Origin of the sequence: Marinicrinis lubricantis (genome assembly GCF_042658665.1) — a bacterium.
Taxonomy (GTDB): domain Bacteria; phylum Bacillota; class Bacilli; order Paenibacillales; family KCTC-33676; genus Marinicrinis; species Marinicrinis lubricantis.
Map to the genome: position 1 here is coordinate 18,540 of NZ_JBHSQV010000155.1, position 14,822 is coordinate 33,361.

12 protein-coding genes and 1 riboswitch are annotated in these 14,822 nt (G+C 46.2%); of the genes, 2 read left to right on the forward strand and 10 right to left on the reverse strand.

All coding sequences use genetic code 11. The annotated features are described in order from the left end of the window. Positions 1 to 133: 133 nt before the first annotated feature. Positions 134 to 3,367 carry a DEAD/DEAH box helicase gene (locus ACFPXP_RS12440; RefSeq protein WP_379894559.1) on the forward strand — a complete coding sequence of 1,078 codons (3,234 nt, stop codon included), beginning with the start codon at positions 134 to 136 and terminating at the stop codon, positions 3,365 to 3,367. A 221-nt stretch (positions 3,368 to 3,588) separates the two neighbouring features. Here ACFPXP_RS12440 and ACFPXP_RS12445 read toward each other — a convergent pair whose 3' ends face one another. The 3 genes from ACFPXP_RS12445 to ACFPXP_RS12455 form a co-directional block, all read right to left on the reverse strand. Further along, positions 3,589 to 5,061, reverse strand: a complete 1,473-nt coding sequence (locus ACFPXP_RS12445; RefSeq protein WP_379894561.1) for an amidase — start codon at positions 5,059 to 5,061, stop codon at positions 3,589 to 3,591. A gap of 319 nt (positions 5,062 to 5,380) precedes the next feature. Next, positions 5,381 to 6,370, reverse strand: coding sequence for a lipoate--protein ligase (locus ACFPXP_RS12450; RefSeq protein WP_379894562.1), 990 nt, complete (start codon positions 6,368 to 6,370; stop codon positions 5,381 to 5,383). 124 nt (positions 6,371 to 6,494) lie between these two features. Then, positions 6,495 to 7,220, reverse strand: a complete 726-nt coding sequence (locus ACFPXP_RS12455; protein ID WP_379894563.1) for a YwiC-like family protein — start codon at positions 7,218 to 7,220, stop codon at positions 6,495 to 6,497. A gap of 275 nt (positions 7,221 to 7,495) precedes the next feature. On the opposite strand from ACFPXP_RS12455, the gene ACFPXP_RS12460 reads away from it, so the two are divergent. Beyond that, positions 7,496 to 7,864, forward strand: a complete 369-nt coding sequence (locus tag ACFPXP_RS12460) for a hypothetical protein (RefSeq protein WP_379894564.1) — start codon at positions 7,496 to 7,498, stop codon at positions 7,862 to 7,864. 17 nt (positions 7,865 to 7,881) lie between these two features. Here ACFPXP_RS12460 and ACFPXP_RS12465 read toward each other — a convergent pair whose 3' ends face one another. The 7 genes from ACFPXP_RS12465 to ACFPXP_RS12495 all read right to left on the reverse strand — a co-directional run bounded on the left by ACFPXP_RS12465 (position 7,882) and on the right by ACFPXP_RS12495 (position 14,404). Further along, positions 7,882 to 8,760, reverse strand: a complete 879-nt coding sequence (locus ACFPXP_RS12465; RefSeq protein ID WP_379894565.1) for an SMP-30/gluconolactonase/LRE family protein — start codon at positions 8,758 to 8,760, stop codon at positions 7,882 to 7,884. 152 nt (positions 8,761 to 8,912) lie between these two features. Further along, the gene (locus ACFPXP_RS12470) at positions 8,913 to 9,509 is read right to left on the reverse strand and encodes an AAA family ATPase (RefSeq protein ID WP_379894566.1); all 597 of its coding nucleotides are present in this window, start codon (positions 9,507 to 9,509) and stop codon (positions 8,913 to 8,915) included. A gap of 179 nt (positions 9,510 to 9,688) precedes the next feature. Continuing rightward, a complete protein-coding gene (locus tag ACFPXP_RS12475; protein WP_379894567.1) occupies positions 9,689 to 10,096 on the reverse strand; it encodes a secondary thiamine-phosphate synthase enzyme YjbQ in 408 nt (135 codons plus the stop codon). Positions 10,097 to 10,301: 205 nt separating this feature from the next. After that, the gene (locus ACFPXP_RS12480; protein ID WP_379894568.1) at positions 10,302 to 11,276 is read right to left on the reverse strand and encodes a phosphotransferase; all 975 of its coding nucleotides are present in this window, start codon (positions 11,274 to 11,276) and stop codon (positions 10,302 to 10,304) included. A 15-nt stretch (positions 11,277 to 11,291) separates the two neighbouring features. Further along, positions 11,292 to 11,750: an NUDIX domain-containing protein gene (locus ACFPXP_RS12485; RefSeq protein ID WP_379894569.1), complete on the reverse strand. Its 459-nt coding sequence runs from the start codon at positions 11,748 to 11,750 to the stop codon at positions 11,292 to 11,294. A gap of 223 nt (positions 11,751 to 11,973) precedes the next feature. After that, positions 11,974 to 13,464 (reverse strand): aldehyde dehydrogenase family protein, encoded by a 1,491-nt coding sequence (locus ACFPXP_RS12490; protein ID WP_379894571.1) that lies wholly within the window; start codon positions 13,462 to 13,464, stop codon positions 11,974 to 11,976. Between the two features lie 79 nt (positions 13,465 to 13,543). Further along, on the reverse strand, positions 13,544 to 14,404 hold the full coding sequence (locus ACFPXP_RS12495; RefSeq protein WP_379894572.1) for a bifunctional 5,10-methylenetetrahydrofolate dehydrogenase/5,10-methenyltetrahydrofolate cyclohydrolase: 861 nt from the start codon (positions 14,402 to 14,404) through the stop codon (positions 13,544 to 13,546). A gap of 57 nt (positions 14,405 to 14,461) precedes the next feature. Further along, a riboswitch (ZMP/ZTP riboswitch) is annotated at positions 14,462 to 14,541 on the reverse strand. Between the last annotated feature and the right edge of the window lie 281 nt (positions 14,542 to 14,822).

Sequence of the window (14,822 nt, forward strand, 5' to 3'; positions counted from 1 at the left end):
ACCCTATATGATTTCGTATGAAAAGCCTCTCTTCCAAACATCCAAATCATACCACAAATGAATTAGCTTTGGTTATATTCCCATGCTTCGTTTATGGTATGATGTGTGCATATCAAAGTGAGGTTGATGCCACTTGAGCGCTCGATGGAATATAGAAAGAATTAGATTGCTGTGCGGCCGCTTCTCGTTTGAGGATGGTGAAGCGTTATGTCGTGACCGGAAGGTCACACTGACTCAAAGTCACCCGGTAAAACCTTCGTACGATGCCGTTGTCTTCGATGATCCGGCACAAGAGCATGTCTCGGTTCAATGGTTGTCTGGCGGCAACATCGATGTGGCCTGCTCCTGCCCTTTGTTCCATCCGGATGACCAGTATTGTAAACATATTGCGGCCACATTGCTTTTGCTGCATTCCCTAGAGAATGAGGAAGCAGATCACGAATTTCGGCTTCCATTCCAGCCTTTGGATACAGATGATGAGGCACTCACGAATAAGATGCTCGAGCTGTTCGAAGAAAAAACGCTTCACTCCGCAGCTGCACGTCCTATCTTCGATGATCGGCTTTGCCTAAATGTTGAATTCATCTGCAAAACGGTAAAATTTGATGATCAGGCATATGGTATCGGCATGGAAATAAAAATCGGCCCTAAAAAACCGTATGTGGTGAAGCATATCCGATATGTCTTGGATGAAATCGATTATCCAAGATCTTGTGTCATTTCACAATCGTTCACCTATGACCCGCAGCAGCACTGCTTTCACCCTGAGGATGAAGCGGTTCTGCGGCAGCTCATTCATATATCGAAGAGCGAATCGCTTTATATGAATAAAGGAGCGGCTTATTCAGAACGACTTCTACTCATCCCTCCGCACATGTGGGACATGCTGCTTCCATTACTGCTGGATGCTCATCTCGTCAAGCTGGTTCAAGAAGATCAGACGTACGATGGGATCTCCATCTCCCATGAACGGCTCCCGATCACTTTCACGCTGGATTCGCACAAGGAAGAACCATCCGGCATTCATTTTACCATTGAAGGGCTGTCCAAACTGCTCACGTTGGAAGCTTATGGTGTTGTTCTTTATGAAGGAAGCTTCTTTAAGCTGCCTCCAGAAACGTTAAAGCGTTTCATGGAATTAGAGGCGATGTTCAAGGCTGCGAATAAGCGACAGCTTTCCGTTAAACCAGAACAAACCAATGCTTTCATGGAAAAAGTGGTACCGAGATTAATGCAGCTGGGAAACGTAGATATGAAGTCCTCCATATCGAAGCGTATGGTTCAAGTTCCATTGAAAGTGAAGCTGTTTCTTGATCGAGTGAAGGATCGGCTGCTTGCCGGTTTGGAATTTCATTACGGAGAGTTCTCTTTTTCTCCACTTGGAGAACATCGTGAAAAAGCTAGCAGCCGAATACTGGTAAGAGATTCAGAGAAAGAGAATAACATTATTGCTCTTCTGGTGCAAAGCGGGTTCGTCGCTACTGAAGGCGGCTATTTCTTAACCGATGAAGACCTGGAATATGACTTTCTATATCATACGCTTCCGGAACTGGTGAAGCTGGTTCAAGTCTATGCCACATCCGGGGTGAAGGTGAGGATTGTAAAGGATCCGATCCCGCCAAAAATCAACGTGGAATGGGATGAACGTACGGACTGGTTGGAGTTTAAGTTCGAGATCGATGGCATCGCGGAACGGGATATTCAAAAGCTGCTGAGTACCCTTGCAGAGAAACGCAAGTATTTCCGGCTGCCAAACGGTGCACTGATGCCGCTGGAAAGCTCCGAGTTCCAAGAGATCGTCCGTTTTATGAATGAATTGGGCGCGCATAAAGGGGAAGTTACGAAAAACGGATTTCGTCTCCCAGTGGTTCGTGCGCTGCATTTGGCGCATGCTCCAGAGCAACCCAGCACTGTAAAACTCGGCAAATCGTTTCGGAAACTGTTAGAGCATCTAAGGAATCCTGACCATCTTGATTTCGCCCTGCCTCCGCATCTTGAAACCGTGCTGCGGGATTATCAGAAGTACGGCTTCCAGTGGATGAAGACGCTGGCTAGGTATCGTTTTGGCGGAATATTGGCGGATGAGATGGGATTGGGGAAAACGATTCAAAGCATTGCTTTCCTTGTTTCTGTATTGGATGAGTTGCGGCAGTCAGGTCAACAGGCACTCATTGTTTGTCCTGCTTCACTGATGTACAACTGGCTGCAGGAGCTCCACCGATTCGCACCGGATGTTCGAGTCGTCGTTGCGGATGGAGGCGCCGTCGATAGAAAGAAAAAACTGAAAAATAGAGAACACGTTGATGTCATCATTACCTCCTACCCTCTTCTGCGAATCGACACAACCGATTATGCCCACGAGGCATACCACACGCTCATATTGGATGAAGCGCAGGCATTTAAAAACGATGATACGCAGACAGCCAAAGCGGTCAAACAGATCACAGCGCGGCACCGATTTGCTTTAACTGGCACGCCGATCGAAAATTCGCTGCAGGAGCTATGGTCGATATACGATGCCGTGTTCCCGGGGCTCTTCCCGGATAAAAAGGCGTACGCGGAGTTAACGAAAGAAACGATATCGAAGCGGATTCGTCCCTTTATGCTGAGACGGTTGAAGACGGATGTGCTGAAGGAGCTGCCCGAGAAGATCGAAGTGCTTCAATCCTCCACCCTGCTGCCTGAGCAAAAAAAGCTGTATTTAGCGTATTTAGCAGAATTAAGACAAGAAACCTTAAAGCATATTCATACGGGAGAATTCCGGAAAAATCGCATTAAAATATTGGCCGGAATCACCCGTCTTCGCCAGCTGTGCTGCCACCCCGCACTTTTTGTAGAAGGTTATTTGGGGGGCTCTGCCAAATTAGACCAGCTTATCGATCTGGTGAAGGAGTCACGGAGCGTCGGAAGACGGATTCTTATCTTCTCTCAATTCACCGAAATGCTGAGGCTCATCGGCCGCAGATTAATGGATCATGACATTTCTTATTTCTATCTGGACGGCGGCACGCCTGCACGTGAACGAGTAGAGCTTTGCAGCCGATTCAATGAAGGGGAACGAGATGCGTTCCTGCTATCCCTAAAGGCAGGAGGTACCGGTCTGAATCTTGCAGGTGCCGATACAATTATATTGTATGATCTATGGTGGAATCCCGCCGTCGAACAGCAGGCTATGGACCGAGCCCATCGGATCGGCCAAAATCGTGTCGTTCAGGTCATCCGTCTTGTCTCCCGAGGGACGCTGGAGGAGAAAATGATGGAGCTCCAGAACAAGAAGAAAAACCTAATCCAAGAAGTGATTCAACCGAGTGACGAATCGCATACGGGGCTCACAGAGGAACATATCCGAGAGCTTCTTTCCATTTAATGACTGAAGATAGGAACGATCATGATTCGATCGTTCCTATCTTTTGTTTTTCACCAATCGAATGAGCAGGTAGAGAATAATCCAAGGCAATACGTACCTCGTTACCCATTCAAAGACCGATTTGATTCGAAGGAAAGTCTCTTCGTGTCCGGCGTTTAAAAAGAGGATGCCCCAAAGAAAAAATATAATCAGGAAGAGGTACGAAGCATAATGACTATATTTCATCCAAGTCCCCCTCCTCTATGCTGGATGTCCGCAGGCATAGGTTTGTCAGAGCGGTCATGTAATGTACAGCGCCGATAGCCTCTAAAATGCTGCTCGATCCACTCACCTAGCTGGAATAGCGCTTCCTCATTCCCGTTCTTGCTAATAAGTTGAACCCCTACAGGAAGACCTTCCTCATCCTCGCCCACGGGTATGGTTAATGCGGGCAGACCCCATGTATTCGCATATGCAACGTAAGGCATATATTTCAAATACGTTTTCCGGACAGAAAAAATCTCTTTATACAATCTTCCATGCACCGGTGCGGCAGAGTGGTATACAGGCAAGATTGCAATTCGCTGCTCGAAGAATTCGTTCAGCGCTTGATCCCCTCTCTGCAGATGAAGCTGTATTTCCCGCATTCTATTTTGGGATGGTCTGAACAGTCTCGCCCCAATGAGTGCCCATGACAAGTACGGGTGCACTTCCGATGTGTTGAACCATTTTGATTGAACCAAATCCTTGAATAAACGGACGGGGTGTTTATAGGACAGCATATTCATCAATTCTTGCCCGCCATCAATGGACATGATTTCCTGCCAAATGAGAGCGGCCTCCTTGAAGAACGGAGGCATCCCAGTCTCCACTGTGTAGGCCGCGGCCATGCTTTGCCGCAAGGTGTTCAGATGGGTTTCTGCCGCTTTTCCTAACGGAATTTGAGGCTGCTTTTCTGGAATGACCATAATAAATGAAGATAACTGCTTCTTGGCTGGAACTGTATTCGCGATAATCTCATGGATCAATCTGACATCACGCACCGACTTGGCCATGGCTCCAATGCCGAGCATGCGATGCTGTTCGGGGATGACTACCGGCGGGTAATTCCCATGATCTGACACTTGGCCGCTGCCGGATTTAAAGCCGACAATTCCGTTGAAATGGCTGGGAAAGCGTATAGATCCTCCGATATCCGCTCCAATGCCTACCGCCGCACCGCCAGCCGCAATGAGCGCACCTTCACCTCCGCTTGACCCTCCAGCGGTACGTGCAGGATTCCATGGATTATTCGTTCGCCCATACAGCAGATTGTCTGTTTCTTGACAGAAACAAAAGGCCGGAGTATTGGTTTTGCCAAGAATGATGGCCCCCTCCTGCCTCAAACGAGCGACGACATCCGCATCCTCTTGAGCGACATCATCTTTCCGCTGAGAGACACCGCTTGTCGTCTTCATGCCCTTAACATGAAAGCACTCTTTGACACTGATCGGTACGCCGTGTAATCTTCCCTTCGCGATTCCTGAACGAATCTGTTCATCCGCCCATTTCGCCTCTTGTCTAGCCAGATCGAAACGATCTTCCACCATCGCATTTATGACAGGATGGATTTGGTTCAAATGACAAATATAACCCTCTACCGCGTCCGAGGCGCTGAGGGTTCCTTCTCGAATCCGTCTCGCTGTCTCCGCTGCATCCATATCTAAAATATGCATCCCGTCCCCCCATTCTAATCCACATGTGTTCTCTTACCCGCTCTTAACTATACGTGGCATGTTACAAGTTATGAATGCGCTTGATCGTATAATACAAGTTCGCTGCCCCTATCATCTGTTCCTGTTTGAAATGAGAAAAAGGCCCTGGTTTTGCACCAGTCCTCTCCATCCACGGACACCATGCCGTTACCCTCGATGGCCAACCGATATACTTCTGCTCCGGGATGCTTATGCGCAGGCAGCTGTTGTCCAGGCAAAAGTACAAATGAAGACTAAAAAAACCGGCCTCTATTCAGAGAACCGGTTCATTGTCAGAAGATTAGATCAATACAGCGACGAGATCACTGCGATCAACTTTGCCGAAATATTTTGGAATATCGATGTTTTTTAATGCGGCTTCAATCGATTCCTTTCTATAAGGAATCCCCTTTAATGCGGCTTCGACTTCTCTAACATCCTCCATACCGAAAAAGTCTCCATAAATATGGATATCCTCGATGATCCCGCCGTTGATTTGCAAATGAGGCTCGATCGTTCCCGCACCTTCAATTCTTTGGGATCGAACCAAGTTGGAGAGCGGCGACTTTCCAAAATTCCAATCCCAGCTTCGGTAGCGCTGCTCCGATATTTCCTTGATCTTCCTCCAATCCTCTTCCGTTAGTCGGTATTCGGGGATGTCCGATCCTCGGAAAATGGATTCTAATAAATGCTTGCGGAACTGCTCAATGGTCATCGCTTCAGACATGAACTCGATGATGTTAGCGACACGACTGCGAATCGATTTAATGCCTTTGGATTCGATTTTCGCTGCATTCACCTTGAGAGCTGAGACAACGTCTTCTAATTTAGAGTCAAACATGAGTGTGCCATGCGTATACATCCTACCTTTCATGGCAAACTGGGCATTGCCTGAAATTTTACGTTCACCGACTTGGATGTCGTTCCGCCCTGTCAATTCGGCTTGAACGCCAAGGTTACGCAGTGCTTGGACGACCGGCTCCGTAAATTTCTTGTAATTGTGAAAGGATTGTCCGTCATTATTGGTGATAAAGCTGAAATTGAGGTTGCCGAGATCATGATATACGGCACCGCCTCCCGATAATCGCCGAACGACATGAATCCCATGCTCCTCTACGTACTGGGAATTAATTTCGGCGATCGTGTTCTGGTTTTTACCAATAATAATAGATGGCTCGTTGATATAAAACAGCAAATAATCTTCATCCGCTGGCAAATATTTGACAGCATATTCTTCGATCGCCAAATTGATCGTGGGATCGGTAATGCCTTGATTGTCAATAAATTTCATGGATGGCCTCCTGATCGCGATATTTTACGACAGCAAAGTAGGAACGGTACCACCTCTGATGCGAGACCCGAACCTATATTTCATAGGATATACGATTTTAGGGTTGCAAACAAATAGGAATCCGCTAGAGAATGATCACAGAAACGATCAAAAATAATATCGAGCCGATGATTTCGATGATACCGGCTTTCCATGCGCGCATCGATTTGCCTGCCAGCAAAATCGCCCGTGTCGATGAATAGAGATAGGCAAAGATCATCCAAGGATAGCCTGTAAGCCAAGGAATAAACAGCAGCACAGCATGATATAAGCGAGCGATGACAGACCAACGCACGCTGCCGCGTTCCCTAAAAATCGTCTTCACGAAAAATGCGCTGCCGGCGAATTGTAAGAAACTAAACCCCGTGACTGCCACCAAGGTGTAATCCCACTGCCCGCTCCCAGCCAAATAAGCTGCTGCAGCACCTACAGAGAACAATAAGATCGCGCAAAGATCGTTGATGATTTCTCTTTCTTTTCGATGCTTCACATGCCACATATTCACGGACAACAGTATGAACATGACTGGAGCAAAGTAAAACAATTCCGGTTTTTGCACGAGTGGGAACGCTGCACAGGCCAAACCCAAGATACCGTAACCTGTTCCCCAGCGAATCAGGTGCGCTCGGTTCGAGCGTTTTTTTATCGATTGCAGTAGCGGATAAGATGCTAAATAAAACAGCAGCCAAGCGAGAAATAAAGGAATATGTATCCAGCTGAGTCCACCTGCGGACATTCCCACGAAAAAAGGAACGCTAACCATGGCCCAACCTCCATGCTCATGAGGGAGCACCATTATGCGTTTCTTCATCTTGCGATCTCTCCCTTATTTGTACGGTTTGAATTCACAAGTGTCATGCCAACGAATGAATACAGACATAGCTTGTTTCTAGGATTCGATCCATTTATGCATCCAAGCCTTATACAATTGGCAGCCATATCGGCGTTATGATGGGGATTCCACCCGCTATTCTCCAAATATTACTTTATCTTTTTCGATTCATGCTGTGACCGTACTCACATCCATGTTAAAATTTGGATAGGTGATTCGTTCCATTTCATAAGTCTTAGGGGGAGTGGATGGGAATGAATGTCAAACGTGCAGCTGAAGTGGTGTTAGGAATCATATTTTTAGGTGCGGGGATTAACGGTTTGATCGTTTGGTTCGGTGTTCAGCCGCTGCTGCCTACAAGTCCGAAGGCGGAACAATTTTTAGGCACCGGATATTTCCTGGCATTGGAGAAAGGAACGGAGATGATTTGCGGATTGCTGCTGCTTACCCGCCATTTTGTTCCGTTGGCGCTGCTTGTTTTAGCCCCTATCGTAATAAACATCATCGCTTTTCACATATTTATAGATGCAGATCTTCTTGTGCTGGCACTCATTGTTCTTACTTTAGAAGTACTGCTCTTGTGGAATTACCGTGCACACTATGAAGGCCTATTAAAAAAGTAAAGGCTCTTGCAAAGCCTTTACCCTTCAAAAGCGTAACTAATCATACCTCGTACGCCAGGTTTGTATTTGAATAAGCCACCGGCATGGGGTTGTTCCAGCAGCCCAGCTTCGTCTATACCGATTCGAGCTGTCGTAATGTACAGCTCATCCAGCTGTTCTCCGCCAAATGTACAAGAGGTCACTTGTCTGGCGGGTACTTTGACACTTTCGAGCTTCTCCCCTGTTTGAGGATTCCAACGAGAGACTTGGTATCCTCCCCAGTGTGCAATCCAAAGCATGCCATTCGCATCGATGGTCATCCCATCCGGAAACCCTTCCTCTTCCATAAAGGATATGACCGTTCTCCGATTCGTAATCGTTCCTTCCGCAAGATCGAAATCGAAAGCAAAGACTTGTTTTGTAGGTGTATCGATATAATACATCGTCTTCTGATCCGCACTCCATGCTAAACCATTCGACGTTCCGATCCCGCCAAGATGATGCTTTACTTGAAGATCCGCATGCAAACAGTATAAATTCCCGTTTGGGGAAGATCCTGATAATGGCATCGTCCCAGCCCATAGTCTTCCTTGGGCATCACACTTCCCGTCATTGAAACGATTCGGCGATGGTTCATCCATCGGCTTAGCGAGCAGTGTTAACTGCTCCGTCTTCAAATCCAGAGCGTAAAATCCGTCCTGCAGTGCAACGACAAGCCCCCCTTGCTTACGTGGAACGACCGTCCCTGCCATCAGCGGCAAATCGATTGGATGATCTGCTTGTGCCGCAGGGTCGTAAATATGTACTTTTTGGCCGACAATATCGACCCAATATAGCTGCTGCAGCTGGTGGTCCCAACAAGGTCCTTCTCCTAAAGCAGCCTTGGCGTCCAATACCAACTCCACTTGATTTTTCATCCCTTCACTTCCTCTCAGAATGAGTGTTGACGTTTGCTGCTATAAACCTATGTGAAAAGTCCGGATTCCCAGGATGGATACCGTGGTTTTCGCCTATACGTGTATCCGTATTATTAATTGACATGCACTCGTCTTGTTGGTTGCAGCCGGCTTCAGTTAAAAAAGCGAATATGATCAAGCTTAATTCGAAAACGATCCCACGCTTTCTTCACTGTTCCTCTGTTATCGGCGGTTAGTTGGATCTTTAAGTCAGCGGCGATCGATTCTACTGTATCTTCAATGGTCATTGAATCGGTATAGAGATGCTTGTGAAATATGGGATTTGAGAGTCCTTGGATGCAGCGATCCATTTGATGGGCCGCCCAAGAACTTCTGCCATCTCCTCTGCTGCGAAGTCTTTTAAGCAGAACTTCCTTAGAAGCGCACAGAGCAAAATGGCGAACCATTATGCCTTCATGCCGCAGTCTACCGATAATTTGATCAAAGTAATCTGGATTGACAATCGTCATCGGTACAATAATCATTCCATTATATTCAGCATTGATATGCTTCAGCATCCCGTATACCGTTTCCCGCCAGACAGGAAAGTCTTGAAAATCAATTCTCGCGGCTTGCGGCGGAACATTCTTGCGAATATAATAGCCGGCATTTTCCGGATCAAATACGTAGGACTGCGGTATTCTACGGTGCAGTTCAAAAGACGTCTGCGTTTTACTAGCTCCTAAAGCGCCATTTATCCAAATAATCATTATTCGACCTCCAGCGATTGCTTCAATTGAAATTATGCCTCCATGAAGCAAATGCAACATAAATGAAAGACGATGAAATCGTTTCACTGGTTCATTGGAGGGCTCAGGATGCTTTCGTTCTTCTTCTATAAACCAAAAATGGCTTACGAAAATATTTCATTCTGTCATATCATTCGAATTTAAACTTGCGATGGAAAAGTACGGACCAGATAAGCTCTACGTCTTGGACCATCAAATTCACAAAAATAAATCCCCTGCCAAGTACCAAGAACGAGAGCTCCGTCTTCAATCAATATCGTTTGAGAAGACCCCATCGTACTAGCTTTTAAATGGGAAGCCGAATTGCCCTCCATATGCCTGTACTTAGGATGCTCCCAAGGATACACTTCATCCAATCTCATCAGCATGTCTCGAACGACGTCCGGATCAGCATTTTCGTTAATGGTGATACCCGCCGTTGTATGGGGACAATATACAACCACCATCCCCTCACGAACATGTTCTTTTCGAATAATCTCGGCGACTGTCGCTGTAATATCAATCATTTCATCCCGTTTCGATGTTTCAATCGTTAACCTGTGAATCATCTAAATAACCTTCCTTTTCGTTAAAGTATCTGCATTTATTTTTTTCATGATCTCTTATTCTGTCAAGGTAGTTCGCAACTAAACAAAAATAAGGACGGACGATACAGCCCTGCCCAGGTCTTGATAGAGTACAGCACCGCTGGACAGCTTTTCATGTATAACAAAGCAGATTTTGTCCATGTCCAAAATAGCCGCCGTTTTCCTTCTATATATCTCCGCACAACTCAGATATTTCATTCATATGCGAAGCAAGCCAATTCATTTCCTTGGCAAACCTTTGAGTGACTGCGTTCCTCTCTGCGTGCTTGTCGTGAATCCACCATATCGATTCCAAATACCAAAGCATGCGAAGCGAACGAATGATTGCACCGTGAGGAAATGCAGCTTCTGTCCGATAGCCTTCGAGGAAAGCAGCAGCAAACTCGTTACGAAAATGCCCTTTATCGAACGCCCAAGACATGACCGCTCGAGCCACATCCAATTCAGGATAATCCCAGCTGCTTCGGTCGAAATCAAGGATCGCAGAAACCTCTCCCCCGAGAAACAACACGTTATCTGACCATAAGTCGCGATGGGTCCATCCGGTTATACATGATCCAAAATCCTGAATATCGATGATTTCCGTCGCCTTCAATTGAAGCTCGATCTGATGAATGAGCTCGTCCTCTTTCTTTTGCTGGGCTTTCCCCAGCATTTGATACCAATGGGAACGACGTTCCTCCTTGGTTTGAGGAATAAATTGCGGAGTAAGCTTGCCGTGCTGATTCGGATGATTCCATAGGCGATGCATTCTACCTGTGACTCTTCCAAGATCATACATTTGTTCTTGTCGGATCAAATCAGTTTTCACGACTTGTCCAGGTACAAATCGCATGATCATGTATTTTTCATTCCCCCAATGGTGAAGCAAATCCCCGTTCTTCTCGATCAATTCCGGGCAGGGAAGCCCGCTGCGGTACAGCATTTGCTGATGCGCCAGAGCTCGTTGAAGAAATTCCTCATGACTGTACCGATTGGCGTGGTACAGCTTTAATACGAAATCTCCAACATCCGTTTCAAGCCGCCATTTTAAATTGAGCCACCCTAGGGAAATGGGAATCGCTCGTTGGATGTGAAAACCGTACATCGATGGAGAGTTTTCAAATAAATACAATAAGAGAGGATGCTCCGTGTTATTCATCTTATTGTCCCCCTTTTAGTAACGAAGAATTTCCTTATTTCCTTGTAACATATCTTCAAAAACCGGTCTTTGTACTTGATTGATTTCATCCATTGAAATATCCTCGATATCCCTGAACTGCAGCTTTATTGATTCGTGAGCGCCATCTTTATACACCAATGTCACTCCGTCCTCTGCTAAATGACGTTGAGCATCGGCTTTTGCATTGAAAATAAACATTACAAACACGACCTGGTTTCCATCCGGATATTGATATCTCATTCTAGGCCCGCTGTAAATAGCAAGCAATTCATATGCATTTACCGTCAGTCCTGTTTCCTCAAGCACTTCACGAATCATCGTTTGTTCAACGGTTTCTCCCGGTTCCATACCGCCGCCCGGTAATCCCCAGTCGCCGTAATCCGAACGCTGCTGCAGCAATATTCTGCCTTCAACATCCTTAATAATCGCTCCACCTGTAACAATAATTTTCATTGATTCTCCTCCAGACGATGCCATGGTTCTATGTATGAACGAAACGCCCATGTACGAATAAATGGTGAAAAAATCCTGTTCCTTCGAAGAACACCTAATGATCTTCTAGATTATGTAAGTATTATCATCTCATTTGAATGATGCTTTGTACAGTTCAACATGATCCAGTGTATAGCTTCGACACTAAAAAAGCCGCCTTCATCGGCGGCTTTGTACCATTTCTTTATTCCGGAATGTATGGAAGCTCCAATTCCGTTGGAATGTTAATCACATGAGTTTCCGTATACGTCTTAATGCCCTCTACACCGTATTCACGACCGACGCCCGACTGCTTTACGCCGCCGAAAGGAAACTGGACATCCAATCCTTGGATCGCCGCCGTATTGATCATCGTCGTACCGGCTTCGATCTGCCTTGCTACCCGAACGGCCTCTTCTTCATCGCCCCAAACAGAGCTTGTTAATCCATAGATGCTTTCATTGTGGAGCTGAATGACTTGTTCTTCATCATCGAACGGCAGCACGGGTACCGTCGGTCCAAATTGCTCTTCAACCACGATGGGATCACCGTAATCACACCCAAGCACCAAGGTTGGCTGCATGAAATAGCCTTGACCAAAAACGTCTTCATCTATGATTCGACCTAATTTGATGACCTCTGCACCGCGTTTCTTCGCATCATCAATCAAGCTCTGTACATATTCCACTTGTTTTTTATTGTTTACCGGCCCAATCGTCACATCGGGGTTGAACGGGTCACCAATACGAATCCATTTGTTTGCTGCTTCGATATATTTATCTACGAATTCTTTGTATATGGAGCGATGCACATACACGCGCTTGGCGATCATACAAATTTGGCCTGCGGTTAGAAAATTGGAAATGACCAAGCGGCGCATGGCACGTTCATCATTCACATCGAAGCTTTTCAAAATAATCGCAGCATCATTGCCTCCCAGCTCGAGCGTCATTTTCTTTATCGTTTCTGATGCGGCCTTCATAATATGCTTCGCTGTATTGGTTCCGCCTGTAAAGGCGATCTTGGCTACTTTCTCATTCGAGGTAAGCTCCACCCCAACATCCGCTTCACCGTGAACGATATTCAGCACGCCAGGAGGAAACTCCGATGCAATAATTTCTACTACTTTAGATACGGCGAGCGGCGCATAAGGGCTCGGCTTCAGCACCATTGTATTGCCCGTCAATAGAGCGGGAGCAATCTTAATCGTAGACAGCGAAATCGGATAATTCCAAGGCGTAATCGCTGAAACGACGCCGATCGGATCTTGGGAAATAATCGTTTTTCCTTTGTCATGCTCCCTGACTTCACCTTGTACGACTTCCTTCACATGATCACAAGCAAATTCCATCCACATGAGAGATACCGCGATCTCCCCTTCCGCGTCGTAAAGAGGCTTCCCATGCTCAAGGGAAAGCAGCCGCGCGATTTCCGGCGTTGCGGATTTCATTTTATCGATAGCCTTTCGCATACGCGCAATCCGATCCTCGACAGGCGTCCATTTCCACTCGGACACTGCATTGTAGGCGGCATCGATGGCTCGAATCGTATCCTCTCTTGTATTAATCGGCGCATAACATACGATTTCATTCGGTCTTGTTGGATTTTCTCTCGGAAATTGTTTTTCCGATTTCACCTTTTCACCGTTAATAATCGAATGAACCACGATGGGTTCGGTGATCGTTGCGGTTTCCATGTCCCAATCATCCTCATCTTTTTACTCATAATATTGGACATCAAATCCAACAATATGCAGACATGTTGATTTCCAGTTTTCAGGAATGACTCGATAAGGCCGCTGTTTTCTCTGCGGCATCCACCGTATGCTTCAATAATGTGGCAATCGTTACCGGACCTACGCTACCTGGAACAGGCGTGATTGCGCCAGCATTCCTTAGGCATTCCTCATAATCCACGTCCCCGATATTGCCTTTATTATAACCAGCATCTAAAACAACTGCTCCTGGCTTGATCCAGTCACCTTGAACGAACTTCGGTTTCCCGACGGCAGCGACGACAATATCTCCAAGCTGCACCATGTCCATTAGATTCTCTGTTTTTGAGTGGCACGTTGTGACCGTGGCGTTCCGATTCAACAGCATCGCTGATACGGGTTTACCAAGAATGGGGCTTCTCCCGATCACGACTGCGTGCTTTCCTTCGATTGAGATTTGGTAATGGTCTAAGATGGCCATAATGGCCGCTGGCGTACATGAAGGGAAATCCGCAAAACCGAAAGCATTTTGTGCAAAGCCGAGCGTAGTTACTCCATCCACATCCTTATTTATGCGAATAGCTTCAAATGCAGCTCTTTCGTCAATATGATGAGGTACAGGATGCTGGAGCAATATACCGTGAACCGCTGGATCATCGTTCAATTTCTGAATTTCACCGATTAATTGCTCCGTTGTTGTATGAGCAGGAAGCTCTACACGTATGGACTGAATCCCTAATCTTCTGCACGCATTTCCTTTCATCCGTACATACGTGGCCGAAGAAGGATCATCCCCTACCAAAATTGTGGCCAAACAAGGAACAACCCCCTTCACTGCAAGCTGTTTTACTCGTTCAGCTAATTGTTCCTTCATTTTGCCGGCAACTGCATCTCCATCTAATAATAATAAGTCGTTCTTCATCTTCCCATCCCTTTCTTTAAAGTCATGAAAACACAAAGAGGCAAGGAGAATTCTCCTTACCTCTGCCCAGGCGTACGGCCATATCATCTATGTGCTCCTCCATGGTTTCCCATGTTCCGCCAGTCACACACAGCGTAATTTATATGTTTATCTTAACAATGAGAGCCGAAAGAAGCAACTCTTATTCCGAAAAGAAATAGAACATCCTCATCCGTTGTCTAAGAGCAGCTTTTCCAGATGGATACGGGCAACTGCTTCCCCTGAAGGTTTCACACTAGAGGAGATGTCAATCAGTTGAGTCCGTATAATTGTGTAAAATGCTAGAGCTCCTAAAAATAAAGGGAGCCATATTCAAATCCCTCAGTTAGAATGGTGTTGTCTAAGCATCACTCTAAATACACGAGGTGAATTGAAATGG